The organism is Aeromonas sp. 600479 (assembly GCF_049175515.1).
Classification (GTDB): domain Bacteria; phylum Pseudomonadota; class Gammaproteobacteria; order Enterobacterales; family Aeromonadaceae; genus Aeromonas; species Aeromonas veronii_A.
On record NZ_JAAKVF010000003.1, the window covers coordinates 182715 to 200727 of the forward strand.

General features: G+C 60.7%; 15 protein-coding genes, 1 tRNA gene and 1 pseudogene. 13 read left to right on the forward strand and 4 right to left on the reverse strand.

The window, feature by feature from the left end; all coding sequences use genetic code 11:
* Nucleotide 1 precedes the first annotated feature (1 nt).
* Nucleotides 2-75: transfer RNA gene (locus G5149_RS05400), tRNA-Gly, on the reverse strand.
* A 201-nt stretch (nt 76-276) separates the two neighbouring features.
* Here G5149_RS05400 and cydD point away from each other — a divergent pair.
* From cydD to G5149_RS05420, 4 genes and pseudogenes are all read left to right on the forward strand, one after another.
* Nucleotides 277-2046 (forward strand): heme ABC transporter permease/ATP-binding protein CydD, encoded by a 1770-nt coding sequence (gene cydD, locus G5149_RS05405; protein ID WP_421211926.1) that lies wholly within the window; start codon nt 277-279, stop codon nt 2044-2046.
* Nucleotides 2039-3769, forward strand: coding sequence for a heme ABC transporter ATP-binding protein/permease CydC (gene cydC / locus G5149_RS05410; protein WP_421211928.1), 1731 nt, complete (start codon nt 2039-2041; stop codon nt 3767-3769). The genes cydD and cydC overlap by 8 nt, the downstream gene beginning before the upstream one ends.
* Before the next feature lie 163 nt (nt 3770-3932).
* Complete coding sequence (rcsF, locus tag G5149_RS05415) at nt 3933-4304, forward strand: Rcs stress response system protein RcsF (protein WP_101529794.1); 372 nt, start codon at nt 3933-3935, stop codon at nt 4302-4304.
* 9 nt (nt 4305-4313) lie between these two features.
* Nucleotides 4314-4585: pseudogene (locus G5149_RS05420) on the forward strand (DUF488 family protein).
* A gap of 160 nt (nt 4586-4745) precedes the next feature.
* Here the strand turns inward: G5149_RS05420 and G5149_RS05425 are convergent.
* Nucleotides 4746-5741, reverse strand: a complete 996-nt coding sequence (locus G5149_RS05425; RefSeq protein WP_421211931.1) for an NAD-dependent epimerase/dehydratase family protein — start codon at nt 5739-5741, stop codon at nt 4746-4748.
* 213 nt (nt 5742-5954) lie between these two features.
* Between G5149_RS05425 and tsaA the strand changes: the two genes are divergently transcribed.
* The 6 genes from tsaA (at nt 5955) to G5149_RS05455 (ending at nt 10918) form a co-directional block, all read left to right on the forward strand.
* Entirely contained in the window at nt 5955-6659 is a 705-nt protein-coding gene (tsaA, locus tag G5149_RS05430; protein WP_288727548.1) for a tRNA (N6-threonylcarbamoyladenosine(37)-N6)-methyltransferase TrmO, read from the forward strand.
* Nucleotides 6660-6956: 297 nt separating this feature from the next.
* The gene (locus G5149_RS05435; protein ID WP_236345509.1) at nt 6957-7505 is read left to right on the forward strand and encodes a cytochrome b; all 549 of its coding nucleotides are present in this window, start codon (nt 6957-6959) and stop codon (nt 7503-7505) included.
* A 231-nt stretch (nt 7506-7736) separates the two neighbouring features.
* Entirely contained in the window at nt 7737-8411 is a 675-nt protein-coding gene (locus tag G5149_RS05440; protein WP_041234484.1) for a response regulator, read from the forward strand.
* Complete coding sequence (locus G5149_RS05445; protein WP_421211932.1) at nt 8411-9793, forward strand: ATP-binding protein; 1383 nt, start codon at nt 8411-8413, stop codon at nt 9791-9793. The genes G5149_RS05440 and G5149_RS05445 overlap by 1 nt, the downstream gene beginning before the upstream one ends.
* A 181-nt stretch (nt 9794-9974) precedes the next feature.
* Nucleotides 9975-10463: a TIGR00645 family protein gene (locus G5149_RS05450; RefSeq protein ID WP_040065876.1), complete on the forward strand. Its 489-nt coding sequence runs from the start codon at nt 9975-9977 to the stop codon at nt 10461-10463.
* Between the two features lie 206 nt (nt 10464-10669).
* On the forward strand, nt 10670-10918 hold the full coding sequence (locus G5149_RS05455) for a DUF3297 family protein (protein WP_005347440.1): 249 nt from the start codon (nt 10670-10672) through the stop codon (nt 10916-10918).
* Nucleotides 10919-11046: 128 nt separating this feature from the next.
* On the opposite strand, the gene G5149_RS05460 is transcribed toward G5149_RS05455, so the two are convergent.
* On the reverse strand, nt 11047-12324 hold the full coding sequence (locus tag G5149_RS05460) for an NAD(P)/FAD-dependent oxidoreductase (protein WP_216953179.1): 1278 nt from the start codon (nt 12322-12324) through the stop codon (nt 11047-11049).
* Between the two features lie 45 nt (nt 12325-12369).
* A complete protein-coding gene (gene puuR / locus G5149_RS05465) occupies nt 12370-12906 on the reverse strand; it encodes an HTH-type transcriptional regulator PuuR (protein WP_337072501.1) in 537 nt (178 codons plus the stop codon).
* A 418-nt stretch (nt 12907-13324) separates the two neighbouring features.
* On the opposite strand from puuR, the gene G5149_RS05470 reads away from it, so the two are divergent.
* From G5149_RS05470 to G5149_RS05480, 3 genes are all read left to right on the forward strand, one after another.
* Complete coding sequence (locus G5149_RS05470) at nt 13325-14788, forward strand: NAD-dependent succinate-semialdehyde dehydrogenase (protein WP_421205405.1); 1464 nt, start codon at nt 13325-13327, stop codon at nt 14786-14788.
* A gap of 124 nt (nt 14789-14912) precedes the next feature.
* A complete protein-coding gene (gene gabT, locus G5149_RS05475) occupies nt 14913-16202 on the forward strand; it encodes a 4-aminobutyrate--2-oxoglutarate transaminase (protein WP_421171739.1) in 1290 nt (429 codons plus the stop codon).
* A 367-nt stretch (nt 16203-16569) separates the two neighbouring features.
* Nucleotides 16570-17919, forward strand: coding sequence for an APC family permease (locus tag G5149_RS05480; RefSeq protein ID WP_227343014.1), 1350 nt, complete (start codon nt 16570-16572; stop codon nt 17917-17919).
* The last annotated feature ends 94 nt before the right edge of the window (nt 17920-18013 follow it).

The following is an 18013-nucleotide window of genomic DNA, read 5'->3' on the forward strand; positions in this document are numbered from 1 at the left end:
TTGGAGCGGGTGATGGGAATCGAACCCACGTATGCAGCTTGGGAAGCTACCGTTCTACCATTGAACTACACCCGCGTCAGGGCTCCTACTATATGCATTTTGCCGCCGAGCGCAATGGCGCCTTTGCCACTTTTTTCAATAAATCAATCTGTTCGGACAAGGATTGAGCAGACGGTTGCTTTTTCAATCAAACATTTTCAACACAGATAATTTACAAGGTTGCCAAGGCCAAACGGCAAGGATAGTCTTGCGCCACTCGACGCGAGGATGGTGGTAATGGATAAAAAAACGCAAAAACGTCTCTATGGCTGGTTGCGCAAGCAATCGAGTCACGGTCGCCGCTGGATCACGATATCCATCGCTTTTGGCCTTGGCCAGGGCATTCTGATGGTGGCGCAAGCCTGGCTGCTGGCGACCCTGTTGCACGGCTTTATCATCGAAGGCTCAACGCCTGAGCAATCCATCACGCTCTTTATTACCCTGCTGCTGGTGACGCTAGGCAAAGCGGCGCTGGCCTACGGCCGCGAAGTGGCCAGCTTCAAGGCGGGCAGCGCGGTGCGCCAGACCATCCGCCAGCTGGTGCTCACTCGCTTGAGTCGCCTCGGCCCTGCCTATATCCAGCGCCGTCCGGCCGGTAGCTGGGCCAGCCTGTTGCTGGAACAGATTGAAAACATGCAGGATTTCTTCTCCCGCTATCTGCCGCAGATGGCCATCGCCGTCTTTATTCCAGTGGTCATTCTGGTGGCCGTGTTCCCGGTCAACTGGGCGGCGGGTCTGATCCTGCTGGGCACTGCCCCCCTCATCCCCATCTTTATGATCCTGGTGGGTGTGGGCGCCGCCGATGCCAACCGCCGCAACTTTCAGGCGCTGGCCCGTCTCTCCGGCCACTTCCTCGATCGCCTGAAGGGGCTGCGTACCCTGCAACTCTTTATGCGTACCCAGGCAGAAGGTGACGCCATTCGCGACGCCTCGGAAGATTTTCGCGAGCGCACCATGGAGGTGCTGCGTCTGGCGTTTTTGAGCACCGCAGTGCTGGAGTTCTTCGCCGCCATTTCAGTGGCGCTGGTCGCTGTCTACTTCGGCTTCTCTTATATCGACCATCTGAACTTTGGTAGCTATGGGGTCAAGGTCACCCTCTTTACCGGCCTGTTCGTGCTGTTTCTCGCCCCCGAGTTCTACGCCCCGCTGCGGGAACTGGGTGCCCACTACCACGCCAAGGCGCAGGCTATCGGCGCTGCCGAGCAGTTGCTTGAATTCCTCGAAGCCGAGGTGAGCGAGCCGGCCGCAGGCACAGCGCCGTTCCATGCCGACAGCCCGGTCAAGGTAGAAGCTAAAGCCCTTGAAGTGTTGAGCGCCGAAGGCAAGGTGCTGGTCGGCCCCATCGACTTCACTTTGGAAGCCGGTACGCGTACCGCCCTCATTGGCGTCAGCGGCGCAGGCAAGAGCTCGTTGGTCAACGCCCTGCTCGGCTTTGCCCCCTATCGTGGCGAGCTCAAGGTCAACGGGCAGGAGCTTGCCACCCTCGACATGAGCCAGTGGCGCCTGCAGTTAGGCTGGCTCTCGCAAAACCCGCAGCTGTTCCACGCCTCCTTACGTGACAACCTGCTGCTGGCCAAACCAACGGCCAGCGATGCCGAGCTGGAAGATGCCCTGAAGCGGGCTCAGGCGTGGGAATTTGCCATGGAGAAGGGGCTCGACTATCCGGTCGGCGATCAGGCAGGCGGCCTCTCGGTTGGTCAGGCCCAGCGCCTCGCCCTGGCGCGAACCCTGCTCAAATCAACCCAGCTGATGGTGCTCGACGAACCGACCGCCAGTCTGGATCGCCACTCCGAACGCGCCATCATGACCACCCTTGAGCAGGCGATGGCGGGCCAGACCCTGCTGATGATCACCCACCGCCTCGACCAGCTTACCAAGATGGACAAGATAATGGTGCTGGCCCGCGGCCAGCTGGTGGAGCAAGGCAGCTTCCAGCAACTTAGTTCTGGGCAGGGGCTTTTTGCCCGCCTGCTCTCCCAACGTTCCGGAGGTTCTCTCGATGAGTGATCTGTTGCCGTTTCTGCGCCTCTATCGCCAACACTGGCTCAGCCTCACCATTGGTTTGCTGCTGGCGCTGGTGACCCTGGCCGCCGGCATGGGGCTGCTCTCCCTCTCCGGCTGGTTCCTCTCCGCCGCCGCCGTGGCGGGGATGACAGTTGCGACGACCCATGCTTTTAACTACATGACCCCCGCGGGCGGGGTGCGCTTCTTCTCCATCGTCCGCACCGCCGGTCGCTGGGGTGAGCGGGTGGTGAGCCACGACGCCACCTTCCGGGTACTGACCCGGTTGCGGGTCTGGTTCTGGCAGAAACTCTCGCCGCTCTCCACCGGTACCCTGGCCGGTTTCCGTCAGGCGGATCTGCTCAACCGGCTGGTGGCCGACATCGATGCGATGGATCACGTCTATCTGCGGCTGATCACCCCCATAGGCGCGGCCCTGCTCAGCACCGCCGGACTGGTCTTCTTCCTGTCGTTTTTTGACAGTCGCCTCGCCCTTACCCTGGGTGCCATTCTGCTGTTTGGCATGATCGCCCTGCCGCTGGTGTTCTACTTCCTCGGCCGTCGCCCCGGTCAGGCGCTGATTGCCGAAAAATCGACCCTGCGTACCCGGATGGTGGACTATCTGGATGGTCAGGCCGAGCTGCAGATGTTTGCCGCCGCCCCCAAGGCGCTGGTTGAGCTGCAACAGGCTGAACAGGCGCTGCTGGTCGCGCAGGCCCGCATGGCCAAGGTGAGCGGGCTGGCCAACTTCTCGGTGCAACTGCTGAGCGGCTGGACCCTGACCCTGATGCTCTGGCTGGCCGGTCATGGGGTAGCGGGTGCTGCGCCCGACCCCATTACCGCACTGATGGTCTTTGCCACCCTGGCAAGCTTCGAGGCACTGATGCCGCTGGCGGGGGCTTTCCAGCACCTCTCCACCAGCCTCACCTCGGCACGCCGCCTGAACGAGATCCTGCAAGAGGCAAAAGCCCCCGTGTGGGGCGACGAACAGACCCATGCCACCGCTGGCGCGCTGCAGATCAATGACCTCTATTTTGGCTACCCCGGCAACCCCCAGCCGGTGCTGCGTGGCTGCACCCTGCAACTGCACGCCGGTGAGAGGCTGGCGCTGCTGGGCCAGACCGGCTGCGGCAAATCGACCCTGATGGGGCTGCTGACCCGGGAGTGGAGCCCGCAGGCTGGCAAGATCCTTCTCGATGGCAAGCCGCTCACCGACTATAGCGAAGGGGCGCTGCGCGCCTCCATCTCGGTGGTGAGCCAGCGGGTGCATCTGTTTGCCGATACCTTGCGGGGCAACCTCAAGCTGGCCGCCCCGACCGCCACTGACGAGCAGCTGATTGCGGTGCTGACCCAGGTCGGACTGGCCAATCTGCTGGAAGATGAGGCGGGCCTCGACGCCTGGCTCGGTGACGGCGGCCGCCCCCTCTCCGGTGGTGAGCGTCGCCGTATCGGCATCGCCCGCGCCCTGCTGCACGATGCGCCGCTCTGGCTGCTGGACGAGCCGACCGAAGGGCTAGACAGCCAGACCGAGCGGGAGATGATGGATCTGCTGTTCCGGCTCGGGGCAGATCGCACCTTGCTGCTCATCTCCCATCGTCTGCTGGGGATGGAACAGATGGACCGGATTGCCCTGATGGAAGAGGGACAGATCCGCCTCTGCGCCCCTCACAACGAGCTGCTGGCGGATGATTACTACCGCAGCCTCTATCAGCGACTGGCTCCTGTTTGATATCAGGCTGATGGGGGTCACACCCTGACAACAGGGCGCAAAACGGGGCTGGTCGCCGCAGGCGGCTGGCCCCTATAATGTCCCCCTCATTATTCAACAAGATGCCGACATGGAGCGCCCGCGCATTTCTACTGTCCTCATCACCGACACAAGATACGAGACGATGAAACGCCTGATCCTGATGATGCCCCTGATTGCTTCCGGCTGTGCCAACTACGCCTTCAACAGCAATCTGGATAAAGAGAACTTCGACGAATACTTCAAACCCGGTAGCGTGCGCATCTATGAACAGGATGAGCTGGCTGACCTCAACTACCTCTACCTCGGCACCATCGAGGGTGAATCCTGCCAGGCCGATGCCAACCAGCCGGTGCCCAACGCCGGTGAAGCGCGCACCCAGGCCCGTCGCCGCGCGGCAGACATGGGTGGCAACGGCGTCACCATCGACAAATGCGCCGAATTCAGCGACACCCCGGGCTGCCTGAAACAGGTGATCTGCTACGGGCAGGCGCTGAAAGTGGCCGAAGAGAAGTAACCCGCTGTCATGGCCCTTGCTATCGTTCGCCTTGGCAGCCCGCGCCTGCCCGATGAGGGACTGCGGATCGGCACGGTGCGCCGCCCGCCCAGTGGGCAGCGTTTGGCAAACAGTACAAGGCCGAGATGGCGCAACCTGCCGCCAGGCACGATCTGGCGCTGCTGGCCGCCCTCTCTCATACCACCAACCTCTCGGTCGGTTGCTACTGCGAGCAGGAGTCCCGCTGCCATCGCGCCATCTTGAAAGAGCTGCTGGTAGCCGCGGGGGCCGCCATCCGCTAACTCGGTGAGCGACAGCGATGGGATGGGGAATCGCGTCAGCCTCTATTCGGCAACCATCAGGCATGGATAGACAGAGAGGGCATCCCGCGGGATGCCCTCTCTCGTTGTATTCGCACCTGCCGTACCACGCTCGGCAGCAGCGGCTCGATGCACTCTCCTATTACAGGCTGGGCTCCAGCAACTGCTGCCGCAGCGAGGTCTCCTCGGCCTGAGTCATGGCATGTTCCGCCACCCCGGCGGCAGGCTCGATGGCCAGCCAGTGGGCAAGGTCGGCGGCGGTCTCCTCCAGCGGCCGAAAGTTCAATCCCTTAACGATGGCCGCCTCGGCGCTTATAGAGCCGTAACTGGCAAACTCCACCTGCGCGCAGGGCAGCAGGGTGGGATAGCTCTGCCAGGGCTCGATTCCGGCCGCCATCAGGGTCGACCAGGGCAGCCACTCGGGCTGGATGGGGCGAGCGGGCTGCAACCGGGCGCTCAACCGCTCCAGCCAGTCGCAGAGGGTAATGCCGGGTTTGAGCAAGTTGAATGTGCCCCCCAACTGCTGCTCGGCCGCTCGCAGCACAAACTCGGCGCAGTCGCGCACATCGAGATACTGCAAGCGATCCTCGCCACAGCCCGGTAACAACCAGGGCCCGCCCTGCTGCACCCGCTTAATCCACCAGGCCATGCGACCGGTGGGATCATGGGGGCCGCACAGCACGCCCGGGCGCAGGATGCAAAGCCGCTCACCCCAGCGGGCGCGATACTCCTCCTCGCACAACACCTTGAGCGGGCCATAGTCAGTGGGCGTTTCCCCTTCGGGGATAGGGTGCAGGGGCGCCGACTCATCCATTCCGGGTATTGAGAAATCGCGATAGACGCTGATTGTGGAGATAAAGATCAGCCGTGCGCAGCACCCGAGCAAAGCCGCCGAGAGGCTCGCCGCCTGCTCGGGGCGATAGCAGCAGGTGTCGATGGCGAGATCCCACTGCAACCCACCCCCTTGCAGGGCGCTCAGGCTCTTGTCCCTGTCACCGGTGAGCTGCACCAGATCGCGCCAGTCCGGGTGCTGGTGCAGGCCACGGTTAAACAGAGTCACTTCATGGCCCCAATCCAGCGCCAGCGCGGTGAGGTGGCGCCCTAAAAAGCCGGTGCCACCGATAATCAGCAGTTTCATCCCTCTCCCTCCCCCTTCGGTGCGAGTGCGCACATTTCATCCTGACACGCCAGTTGCCTTCACCCTACGCAACTTGGCGTGCGGGCACAGCCCCCGACTGGCCGGGATGGGACTGGGATCACGGCAGCGCCGCAGAAAAGGGCGTATCGAGGCCAAGCCTGCGTTTTGGGGCCGCCTGTGCTAAATTGCCGGGGTTTTCAGTCAGGATCCACCATGAAGTTCGAAATCGACACCCTCGGGATCATCCGCTCTCCCTACAAGGAGAAGTTCGCCATCCCCCGCCAGCCCGGTCTGGTCAAATCAGCCCGTGCCCGCCTCGAGCTGCTCCCCCCTTACGATCAGCCAGATGTGCTGCGCGGCATCGAGCAGTTCTCCCATCTGTGGCTCAGCTTCGTGTTTCACCAGACCATGGCGCAGGGCTGGCACCCGACGGTGCGCCCACCGCGCCTGGGCGGCAACGAGCGGGTCGGCGTCTTTGCCACTCGCTCCACCTTCCGCCCCAATCCGCTTGGGCTCTCTGTAGTCGAGCTGCACGGGATCGGCCGTGAGCGGGGCAAGCTGTGGCTGGAGCTGGGGGCGGTGGATCTGCTCGATGGCACCCCCATCGTCGATATCAAACCCTATATCCCCTATGCCGACAGCCTGCCGGATGCCCGTGGCGGCTTTGCCCCCGACGCTCCCACCTCGCCGCTGACGGTGAGCTTTAGTGCCGATGCAGAGCAGCAGCTGCAACCCTGGCTCAAGGCCCATCCCGAGCTGCGCCAGCTGGTGAGCGAAGTGCTGGCGCAAGATCCGCGCCCCGCCTACAAGAAGGGCAAGCCCGATGAGAAGGAGTACGGGGTGCGGCTGTTTGACTGCAACGTCCGTTTTCGCATCAGCGAGCCGGATTGCGTGGTGCTGGCCATCGAGCCCGCCTGATCCCGGGCGTGAAGCCGTCATTGGCCCCACAGACGCAATTTCACGCAGCCTTCACGTCACAAGGGGCTTAATGAGCCTGTAAATTGTGTGGCATTGATCAGACTATCCACCCGGTTGCCAGTGATACCATACAGACAGTAGAGGGCATCTGCTCTCTGACTGATGCCAGCAGCAGATTGCAGATGTATGACAAGCACGGCAGCCCGGCTGTTGCAGCCAAGGGCTCTGGCCTCGCCCCGACACGTTTGAGTGCGCGGATGCCACACGGATGTGACAACACTTAGAAGGAACAAACCTATGCTGATGAACAGTGAACAACGTTATGGCACCCTGAATATCGGGCTGCACTGGCTGACCCTGTGGGCCATGATCGCCGTCTATGCCCTGATCGAATTTCGCGATATCTTCCCCAAAGGGGACCCTGGCCGGGATCTGATGAAGGAGTGGCACTTTATGCTGGGGCTGCTTATCTTCGCCCTGGTGTTTGTCAGACTGGCCCTGCGCTGGATGAGCCCGACACCCCGTATCGTGCCCGAGCTCTCCCCGGTCATGCACAAGCTGGCAAAACTGGCCCACCTCGCCCTCTACAGCTTTCTGATACTCACCCCGCTGTTTGGCTGGCTGCTGCTGAGCGCCGCAGGCAAGCCTATCCCCTTCTTCGGGCTCGAGCTGCCTGCCCTGATCTCCCCCAGTCCGGATATCAAGGGGCTGATCAAGGAGGTGCACGAAACCTTGGGCAATATCGGTTACGCCCTGATCGGCCTGCACACAGTGGCCGCCCTCTATCACCACCATATTCTCAAAGACAACACCCTCACCAATATGCTGCCGCCGCGCCGCAGCTAACAAGCAGCAGAACAAAAACAGAAGGGGCGCACATTGCCCCTTCTGTTTTTTTGAACGTGACAAGACCGGTGTCTCTGAAGCGACCCACTGCTCACGACTCTGACAGGTCTCTACAAGCAGAACGCCTTATGATTCAGTCCCGATACAGGAGCTGCACGATAGGATTCGAATTGACTCAAAGCGACATACACTTTCTAATTGACAGTCTGGACCCCTATGACCGTTCACATCATGAAAATTCTGTTGGTCGAAGACGACAAGCTGCTCAATCACCACCTCTCCTCTCTGCTGACCGAAGCAAACAACCAGGTCTACAGTACCGATCAGGCCGGAATTGCGCTGCACTATGCCGCCGACTACCCCATTGATGTGGCGATCATCGATCTCGGTCTGCCCGATATGGATGGTTTGCAGTTGATCCGCCAACTGCGCGAGCGGCAGATCCCCTTCCCCATCATTGTGTTGACAGCCCGTGGCAACTGGCAGGACAAGGTCGAAGGACTGGAGGCTGGAGCTGATGACTATCTGGTTAAACCGTTCCAGAAAGATGAGTTGCTGGCCCGCCTCAATGCCCTGATGCGCCGAAGCGCGGGTTTTATTTCCCCCAAGGTGAAGGCCGGTGATTACGAGCTTGATCTCTCCCGCAAGGAGCTGACTATCGCTGGTGAAGTGGCTGTGCTCACCAGCTTTGAGTACCTCATTCTGGAGTACCTGATGCGCAACGCCCGTCAGGTGGTCTCCAAGCAGCAACTGCTTGACCAGCTATACGGCGATGGAGAAGGGGATCCCAACACCATAGAGGTGATGGTGAGCCGCCTGCGTAAAAAGCTGGATCCGGAAGGGACGATTCAACCCATCTCGACCATCAGGCGTCAAGGTTACATCTTCAACCTCTCCTGTAGCTGATGCAGTTTCATCTGCCACGCCCAGTCAAGATGATCCGCAGCTCACTGCACATCAAACTGCTGCTCAGCTCGCTGCTGGTGATCGCACTGATCATGGGGTTTGCCGTCTACGCCCTCTACCTCGGCCACATGGAGGAGCAGAGTCAGAAGGCGAGCGCCGGCATGCAGGAGAACCTGGCCAAGCTTTTCTCCTCCACCAAGCCGGTCAACAGCGAAGCCACCGAGATCGGCCGTATCTCCCGCCAGGTCAGTAACAGCAATCTCGATACGCTGATCTGTCGTGCCGATGGCGAGATGATTTGGTCAAGTCTTCATATGCCGGAGGTCATTAGCTCCAAGCAGACCATCTGCAGAGAGTTGATGAAGTATCTGGGCGGGATGGATCTGGACTACTTTTTCAAAAAACACACTATCAAGAACGGCGAAAGCTACTTCGTCTACAGCCTGCGTTTTATCCGCAACCCCGGCAATGGCACCACCGCTTACTACGTGGTGATGATCGACTCGGCCAAACGCTATCACGAAGAGTCCCGCGCCTACCTCTACCAGACGGCCAAACAGGCGTTGCTCGCCTATCTGCTGCTAGCCGGGCTGCTGCTGCTCACCACCTTCTGGAGCCTCCGCTCCCTGCGCACTATCGCCAATCAGCTCGACGACATCCGGGCAGGCAAGCGGGATGCTATCGCCCATGATTTTGAACGGGAGTTGGCCCCGCTGACCGACTCCATCAACCAGTTGCTGGAGAACGAACGCCAGCAGACCCAGCGCTACCAGCATGCCCTCAACGATCTCGCTCACAGCCTGAAAACACGGCTGGCGCTGATCCAGATCACCACCCGCGAAATGAAGCTGGGGAGGGAGATCCACGACAACATCAATGAACAGATCCTCACCATGGATCAGATGATCCAGTACCAACTCAGACGAGCCGTCACCGGTCGCCAGCGCCTCGCCAGCAAGGGCACCGAGCCGGTACCGCTCATCGAGAAGCTGCTGGCCAGTCTGGCCAAGGTCTATCGCCACAAGAAGCTGCAGACCCACTTCCAGTTCGATGATGATGCCCTCTTCCACGGCGAACAGGGCGATCTGATGGAACTGATGGGCAACCTGCTCGACAACGCCTGCAAATTTGCCATCAGCGAAGTGAAGGTGACAGTACGCCGCCATCTCGATCGGTTACGCATCGAGGTAGAAGATGATGGCCCGGGCATCGATCCGGCCAAATCGGAGCAGATCTTTCAGCGTGGCGTGCGCGCTGACAGCTCGCCCGGCCAGGGCATCGGTCTGGCTGTCGTGACCGAGATCGTTCACAGCTACGGCGGCCAGATCCGGGTCGATGAATCTCCCCTCGGCGGTGCCCGCTTTACCCTGGATCTTCCCTGACACCGGATGGGCAAGGCCACGAGCCCTGCCAACCGCTCCATCGCCCTCCCCGGGGTTAAAAAATCCTGCCTGGCACCACCCAATTCAGCAATATGCTATCGAGATGCTTGAGATGTGAGGCATCTCGGTTAAGCTATGGCCGACTCGTTTGTTAACCATTTGATGGATCTTTAATCGCACTATGGAAAACATGTTTGAAAGATTGATGTACGCATCCCGCTGGATCATGGCCCCCATCTATCTTGGGCTCAGCCTCATACTGCTGGCACTGGGGGTGAAATTCTTTCAGGAGATCCTCCATATCCTGCCCAACATACTGGAGATGAAAGAGGTGGATCTGGTGCTGGTCACACTGTCGCTGATCGATATCACCCTGGTGGGGGGACTTATCGTGATGGTGATGTTTTCCGGCTATGAGAACTTCGTCTCGCGCCTCGATGTAGGGGATGAGAGCGACAAACTGGTGTGGCTCGGCAAGCTCGATGCCGGCTCCCTGAAAAACAAGGTCGCCGCCTCCATTGTCGCCATCTCCTCCATTCACCTGCTCAAGGTGTTTATGAATGCCGAAAACCTCCCCAACGACAAGATCAAGTGGTACCTGCTGATCCACATCACCTTTGTCCTCTCGGCCTTCGCCATGGGCTACCTCGACAAGCTGACCCGCAAATAGAAGTCAGCCTGTAATAGACGCTATGCCCGATAACGCAATCCGGATCGGGCATAGCGGTCGCCCCGAGCTGGGGATGGATTGGCAACGGGGATAAGCAAGTCACCAACATAAATGGCCGCCCGCCTTGGCCGGTATTGTGGCCGCCTTGAATGCCATGGCGGCATTCTCTACAATGACCCACTTTTTATTCATTTCGGGTTATATCGATGAGCGATACCAGCACCAAACCGGCTCTGCCGGATCACCTCTCCTGCAATCCCCGCAGCCCTCACTATGTGGCAGCCTGCTTCGAGCACCCGATCGGTATTCGCCTGAACGGCAAAGAGCGCACCGATGTCGAGGAGTACTGCATCAGTGAAGGCTGGGTGAAGATCCCCTCCCCCAAGGCGCTGGATCGCCGTGGTCAACCCATCCTGATCAAACTCAAGGGCACCGTCGAAGCCTATTACAGCTAATCGCGGCAACCCGCTTCGGGTAAAACAGAAGGCCACCCTCGCGGTGGCCTTCTGTTTTTCGGCATTTGTGCTGGCATCTGCGCTCGCATCGTCGCCAGCACCAGACCATATTTCTCGCCGGGCAGCCCTTATACCCCCAACCGATCGCGCAAGGTGTACCAGGCGGCGCCCGCGGCGGTGAAGGGAATGCGGAACAGCCGACCGCCCGGGAAGGGGTAGTGCGGCAGCTTGGCAAAGGCATCGAAGCGCTCCGCCTGACCGCTCAGCACCTCGGAGAGCAGCTTGCCCGCCAGATGGGTACAGGTGACACCGTGGCCGCTGTAGCCCTGCATGTAGTAGATGTTGGGGCCGATGCGACCAAACTGTGGCAGCCTCGACAGGGTGAGCAGGAAATTGCCTGTCCAGGTGTACTCCACCTTGACGTCTTTAAGCTGGGGGAAGGTCTTGAGCATCTTGGGGATGATCAGCCGCTCGATATCTGCCGGATCCCGTGCGCCATAGACCACGCCGCCGCCATAGATCAGCCGGTGATCGGCGCTGGTGCGGTAGTAGTCGAGCAGGTAGTTGCAATCCTCCAGGCAGTAATTCTGCGGCAGCAGCTCGCGGGCCCGCTCCTCCCCCAGCACCTCGGTGGCGATCACCTGGGTGCCGCAAGGCATGCTCTTGCCGGCAAGCTCGGGCACCAGATTGCCGAGGTAGGCGTTACCGGCCACCACTATGTAGCGCGCCTTCACCGCTCCTTTGGCGGTCTTGACCAGAGCAGGCTGGCCCGGGGTGATGCTGGTAACGGCAGACTGCTCGAAGATCTGCCCACCCTGCATGCGGATCGCTTCAGCCTCGCCGAGAGCCAGATTGAGGGGGTGAATATGGCCGCCGCTCTTGTCGAGCAGGGCGCCGACGTAGCGATCGCTCGCCACCACTTCGCGCACGCCTCTGGCATCGAGCAGCTCCAGCTTGTCGTTGCCCCACTTCTGCCAGCGCGCCTGCTGCGCCTTGAGCTCGTGGAACTGTTTTTCGGTCTCGGCGGCAAAGACGCCCCCCTCCTGCAGATCGCACTGGATGTTGTAGCGTTTGATCCGCTCGCGGATGATCTGCCCCCCCTCAAACAGCATGGAACCGAGCAGCCTGGCCTGATCCGGCGGGCAGTTCGCTTCTATGGTGTCAATGTCGCGGCTGTAGGAGTTGACTATTTGGCCGCCGTTGCGGCCGCTGGCGCCAAAACCGACCCGGGCTGCCTCCAGTACCACCACCTTGTAGCCCTTCTCCACCAGATGCAGGGCACTGGAGAGGCCGGTATACCCCGCCCCGATGACGCAGACATCGCACTCCAGCTGCTCGGTCAGTGTCGGGTAGGGCGCGTGTTTATTGGCGCTGGCTGCGTAGTAACTGTTTACATGTTCGGTCATGATCCTGTTTCCTTACCGGTTTGGTTGGCAAACCCTATTCCAAGATTAAAAACTGGCCGGGGTATGGGCACTGACGATGCGACAGGTCTCCCCCGACGGATTGCTGAAGCTGTGGGGTTCGCCAGTGTCGATCACATAGCTGTCACCCGCCTCCAGCTGATAACTCTCTCCTGCCACGGTCAGGATCACCGAACCCTCCAGCACAGTGCCCACCTCTTCTCCCTGGTGGGTCACCTGACCACCGGTGTCGGTGCCCGGGGGGTAGGTCTCCAGCATAAAGCCGAGCTGGCGGCGGTTGTTGCCGTTGTGCACCAGCTTCATCGAGACCCCCTGACTGCCCAGCTCGATCAACTGATCACCCTTGATCACCACCTGCGGCGGGCGACTCAGCTCCTCTTCGGCAAAAAAGCGTGACAATGGCAAGCCATATACGGTGAGCAGCTTTTGCAGCGAGGCGACCGAGGGGCTCACCTTATCCTGCTCGATCATGCAGATAGCACCGTGGGTCAGGCCGCTCAGCTCGGCCGCCCTCCGCTGGGAGAGCCCCAGTTGATGACGCACCGCCGCCAGCCGCTCCCCCATGCTCGCCTGCCGTGCAGCCCCCTGACCGGAGCGGGTACTGCTGCTCTGGGTTGGCGCCCCGCTCATGGCAGGCCTCCGCCATCGATTCCCTTGTCACGTTGGTACATTGGCCACCTCCCTGTTGCCACTGGTTAAAATAGCGGACCAGCCATGGCATCACTGTTTGCTATCTTACACAGCCTGGCGTTCATTATTTTGCACACCACTTATCGTGCGATACCCTGTTCATCTGGTTAAACTGCGCTACACAGCCCAATTTCTAGCATGCGACACACCAACAATTCAAATATATTTAACACTTGAAAAACATTTGCGCTCAATTTATGGTCTCTCTGTGCTTATTATTTTATACGGCAGCAGTACAGGATGAGCCGCATCATCGCCACCTTGCTGCCAGGTTTCATCATCGAGGCTTGCCATGTCCGCTACCAGTTCCAATCAAAGCTTGATCAAATCCCGTGCCTATATAGCTGGTCACTGGTGCGAGGCCGCCAGCGGCCGCACCTTCGAGGTGACCAATCCTGCCAGCGGGGCCGTCATTACCCAGGTGCCCGACATGGATGCCGAGGATACCCGCCGCGCCATCGCGGCCGCCCACGCGGCGCAACCCGCCTGGGCTGCGCTGACCGCCAAGGAGCGCAGCAACAAGCTCTACGCCTGGTTTGCCGCCATCACAACCCATAGCGACGAGCTGGCGCGCATCATGACCTGCGAGCAGGGCAAGCCGCTGGCAGAAGCCAAGGGCGAGGTGACCTATGGCGCCAGCTTTATCCAGTGGTTCGCCGAGGAGGGCAAGCGCGCCTATGGCCGCACCATCCCGGGTTTTAGCGGCGATCGCCGGCTGGCCACCATCAAGCAGCCGGTCGGGGTAGTCGCCGCCATCACTCCGTGGAACTTCCCCATTGCCATGATCACCCGCAAGGCGGGCCCTGCGCTGGCAGCGGGTTGCACCATCGTCATCAAACCCGCCGCAGAAACGCCGCTCTGCGCGCTAGCGCTGGCGGTGTTGGCCGAGCAGGCGGGCATCCCCGCCGGTGTCATCAATATCGTCACCAGCCATCAGGCGAGCGCTGTGGGCAACGAGCTGTGCAGCAATCCGGTGGTGCGCAAGCTCTCCTTCACCGGCTCCACCCGCATCGGCAAGCTGCTGATGCGCCAGTGCGCCGACACCATGAAGAAGCTGTCGCTGGAGCTGGGCGGTAACGCCCCCTTTATCGTCTTTGACGACGCCGACCTCGACGCCGCCGTGGCCGGGGCACTCGCCTCCAAATACCGCAACGCCGGGCAAACCTGCGTCTGCGCCAACCGCATTCTGGTGCAGGCCAGTATCTATGACGCCTTCGCCGAGAAGCTGACCGCTGCCGTCAGAGCCTTCAAGGTGGGAGATGGCATGGCGGAAGGCACCCAGATCGGCCCGCTCATCAACCCCGCCGCCGCCAGCAAGGTAGCCGAGTTGGTGCAGCAATCAGTCGCCGCCGGTGCCGAAGTACTGCTGGGGGGCGAAGCCCACCCCGCCGGCCCCCTCTTCTACCAACCCACCATTTTGGGCAAGGTGGATAAAACCAACCCCATCCTGCAGGAGGAGATCTTCGGCCCGGTCGCCCCGCTGGTGCGCTTCGAGACGGAAGCCGAAGCCATCGCGCTGGCTAACGATACCCCTTATGGGCTCGCCGCCTACTTCTATGGCCGCGATATCGCCCGTGTCTGGCGCGTCGCCGAGCAGCTTGAATACGGCATGGTCGGCATCAACGAGGGGATCATTTCAACTGAGCTGGCTCCCTTCGGCGGCATCAAGGAGTCAGGTCTGGGCCGGGAAGGGGCCGCCGAGGGGCTGGAGGAGTATCTGGAGACCAAATATCTCTGCTTTGGCGCCATTCGCTAGGGCAGTAAAACAGAGACGACAGGCCGCCGATCTGGCCCGATGGGCTGTTCGGCGGTAATGGGCGCCAGATCGCCCACCACATTTTCAGGGAATATCCGGGGCTACGGCCCCTCAGGGAGGAAAGATGAGTCAGTCAGAATCAAACAAGGCGTGGCAAGCACGCCGCGAAGCGGCCGTGGTCAACGGCGTCGGCACCCTGCTGCCGGTCTTTATCGACCGTGCGCAAAATGCCGAGCTGTGGGATGTGGAGGGCAACCGCTACATCGACTTTGCCTCCGGCATCGCCGTGCTCAACACCGGCCACAACCACCCGAAGGTGGTGGCGGCGGTGCGCGAGCAGCTGGAAAAATTCAGCCACACCTGCTTTCAGGTCACCCCTTACCCGGGCTATATCGAGCTTGCCGAAAAGCTCAACGCCCTGGTGCCCGGCCCGACCCCGAAACGCACCCTGTTTCTCTCCACCGGTGCCGAGGCAGTCGAGAACGCCATCAAGATCGCCCGCGCCCATACCGGTCGCAGCGGCACCATCGCTTTCAAGGGGGGCTTTCACGGCCGCACCATGATGGGGATGGCGCTCACCGGCAAGGTGGTCCCCTACAAGACCGGCTTTGGCCCCTTCCCGGGTGAGGTCTACCACATCCCCTTCCCCGCCGACTATCTGGGGGTAAGTGAAGAGGATGCCCTGTACGCCCTCGATCTCTGCTTCAGCGCCGACATCGAACCCTCCCGCGTTGCCGCCATCATCATCGAGCCGGTACAGGGAGAAGGTGGCTTCTATCCTGCCTCCGCGAGCTTTATGCAAAAGCTGCGCAGCATCTGCGATCAGCACGGCATTCTGCTCATCTGTGACGAGATCCAGAGCGGCTTCTGCCGCACCGGCAAGACCTTCGCCACCGAGTATGCCGGCATCGAGCCGGACATCATGACCCTGGCCAAGAGTCTGGCGGGGGGCTTCCCGCTCTCTGCAGTAGTCGGCAAGGCAGAGATCATGAACGCCGCCAAGCCGGGGGGCCTGGGTGGCACCTATGCCGGTTCCCCCATTGCCTGCGCCGCCGCGCTGGCGGTGTTGCAGGTGATCGAAGAGGAGCAGCTCAACCAGAAGGCCCAGGCGCAAGGTGAGCAGATCAAGGCGGGACTGGAACGCATAGCCGAGCGTTTTGACTGCATAGGTCAAATTCGTGGACCCGGAGCCATGGTGGCCATGGAACTGGTGAAACAACGTGATGCCAGCCGGCCCGATCCCGACCTAACCAAACGTCTGGTGACCGAGGCGGGCAAGCGCGGTCTGATCCTGCTCTCATGCGGGGTGCGCGCAAATGTCATCCGTTTTCTCGCCCCCCTGACCGCCCCTGCGGCAGTGATTGACGAAGGGTTGCGACTCCTTGAAAAATCGCTGGAGGCCGTGCTGGACTGACCAGCAGGAAAGCAATCGCTAACCTGTGCAAAAAAATGCAGTTTCGCCCCCCTTTTTTACTTGTCAAGGGGGCCCTGCAAATGCACAATGCGCCGCCACTGCAAGGACCGGTATCACCACATCTCACCGGTCCTTTTTTGTGCAGCGAACAAACCCATAAACGAGGCCGGATAACCCCCGGAAAAGATAGCGAGATTGGCAGCAATCTCCCGACACCACATTCTGTGAGGAACAACATGGGGCATCTCTATGCTTTCCTGCCGGCTCTGACCGGCGCGCGCCACCCCGGCGCCCTTGATTCCCGGGCCTCTCTCCCGGTTTCGTTGATGGAGTGTGCCGCCCTGGCACCGCGTGAGGAACAGGCATGATGAACGCCCAACCGGTTGGTCTGAAAAAGACCCTGAAACTGTGGCAGGTCGTGGTCATGGGTCTTGCCTACCTCACTCCCATGGCGGTATTCGATACCTTCGGCATCGTCACCGAAATTACCGAAGGCCATGTGCCGACCGCCTACCTCTTTGCCCTTATCGGCATGTTGTTCACAGCCCTGAGCTACGGCCATCTGGTACGCAAGTTCCCGTCGGCAGGCTCCGCCTATACCTATGCCCAGAAGGTGTTTCACCCCTATGTCGGCTTTATGGTGGGCTGGACCTCCCTGCTCGACTATATGTTCATGCCGATGATCAACATGCTGCTGGCCAAGATCTATCTGCAGGCTCTCTTCCCCGAGGTGGAGCCCTGGACCTATATCTTCGGACTGGCGGCGGTGATGACCGCCCTTAACCTGCGCGGTATCAAGCTGGTGGCCAACTTCAACAGCCTGATCGTCATCATGCAGTTCAGTATTATCGCCGTCTTCATCGGCCTGATCGCCTGGGGCGTCCACAACGGTGAAGGGTTGGGGACCGTGGCCAGCAGCCGTCCCTTCTTCTCCGAGCAGATCAACATCTCGCCGTTGTTGATGGGTGCCTCCATCCTCTGTCTGTCGTTCCTCGGCTTTGATGCCATCAGCACCCTGTCGGAAGAGACACCGGACGCGGATCGGGTGATCCCCCGCGCCATCGTGCTGACGGCGCTGATCGGCGGTGTGCTGTTTGTCAGCACGTCCTACTTCCTGCAGCTCTACTTCCCGGACATCTCCCGCTTCAAGCAACCGGATGCAGTCCTGCCGGAGATCGCTCTCTATGTCGGTGGCAAACTGTTCCAGGCGGTGGTACTGGTCTGCACTACGGTGGCGGTGCTGGCCTCGGGACTCGCCTCTCACGCCGGGGTGTCGCGCCTGCTTTATGTAATGGGTCGTGATCGCGCTCTGCCGAGTCGCTTCTTCTCCTATGTGCATCCGAAGTGGCAGACCCCGGCATGCAATGTGCTGCTGGTCGGTCTGCTGGCCCTCTCCGCGGTATCGTTCGATCTCGAGATGGCACTGGCACTGATCAACTTTGGCGCCCTGGTGGCCTTCACCTTCGTCAATCTGGCGGTGATTGCCCACTTCTATGTGAAGCTGGGCCGCAACAAGTGTCTCAAGGATCACCTGATGTACCTGCTGCTGCCGCTCTGTGGCGCCGCCTGCATCGGGGTGTTGTGGCTCAATCTGGAACCCGCCTCCTTCGAGCTGGGGCTGATCTGGGCGGCGCTGGGTGCCATCTACCTGTTCCTGCGCCTCACCGTGTTCCGCATCCCGCTACAACCTGCTGACAAGGTGGAGATCGCCCAGTAATCGCGGCTCAACCATACCGCCATACAAAACAAGGAGCCTGCGGGCTCCTTGTTGTTTTTGCGGCGAGCTGGTTGCCAGAAACGCGGTGTCTGCA

What these genes read in the sequence shown, in the direction of transcription:
- G5149_RS05435 (WP_236345509.1), top strand. Translation starts at nt 6,957, where the DNA reads ATGCTGATGAACAGTGAACAACGTTATGGCACCCTGAATATCGGGCTG.
- cydC (WP_421211928.1), top strand. Translation starts at nt 2,039, where the DNA reads ATGAGTGATCTGTTGCCGTTTCTGCGCCTCTATCGCCAACACTGGCTC.
- tsaA (WP_288727548.1), top strand. Translation starts at nt 5,955, where the DNA reads ATGAAGTTCGAAATCGACACCCTCGGGATCATCCGCTCTCCCTACAAG.
- gabT (WP_421171739.1), top strand. Translation starts at nt 14,913, where the DNA reads ATGAGTCAGTCAGAATCAAACAAGGCGTGGCAAGCACGCCGCGAAGCG.
- G5149_RS05450 (WP_040065876.1), top strand. Translation starts at nt 9,975, where the DNA reads ATGGAAAACATGTTTGAAAGATTGATGTACGCATCCCGCTGGATCATG.
- puuR (WP_337072501.1), bottom strand. Translation starts at nt 12,906, where the DNA reads ATGGGGGAGCGGCTGGCGGCGGTGCGTCATCAACTGGGGCTCTCCCAG.
- G5149_RS05480 (WP_227343014.1), top strand. Translation starts at nt 16,570, where the DNA reads ATGAACGCCCAACCGGTTGGTCTGAAAAAGACCCTGAAACTGTGGCAG.
- cydD (WP_421211926.1), top strand. Translation starts at nt 277, where the DNA reads ATGGATAAAAAAACGCAAAAACGTCTCTATGGCTGGTTGCGCAAGCAA.
- G5149_RS05425 (WP_421211931.1), bottom strand. Translation starts at nt 5,741, where the DNA reads ATGAAACTGCTGATTATCGGTGGCACCGGCTTTTTAGGGCGCCACCTC.
- G5149_RS05470 (WP_421205405.1), top strand. Translation starts at nt 13,325, where the DNA reads ATGTCCGCTACCAGTTCCAATCAAAGCTTGATCAAATCCCGTGCCTAT.
- G5149_RS05455 (WP_005347440.1), top strand. Translation starts at nt 10,670, where the DNA reads ATGAGCGATACCAGCACCAAACCGGCTCTGCCGGATCACCTCTCCTGC.
- G5149_RS05445 (WP_421211932.1), top strand. Translation starts at nt 8,411, where the DNA reads ATGCAGTTTCATCTGCCACGCCCAGTCAAGATGATCCGCAGCTCACTG.
- G5149_RS05440 (WP_041234484.1), top strand. Translation starts at nt 7,737, where the DNA reads ATGAAAATTCTGTTGGTCGAAGACGACAAGCTGCTCAATCACCACCTC.
- rcsF (WP_101529794.1), top strand. Translation starts at nt 3,933, where the DNA reads ATGAAACGCCTGATCCTGATGATGCCCCTGATTGCTTCCGGCTGTGCC.
- G5149_RS05460 (WP_216953179.1), bottom strand. Translation starts at nt 12,324, where the DNA reads ATGACCGAACATGTAAACAGTTACTACGCAGCCAGCGCCAATAAACAC.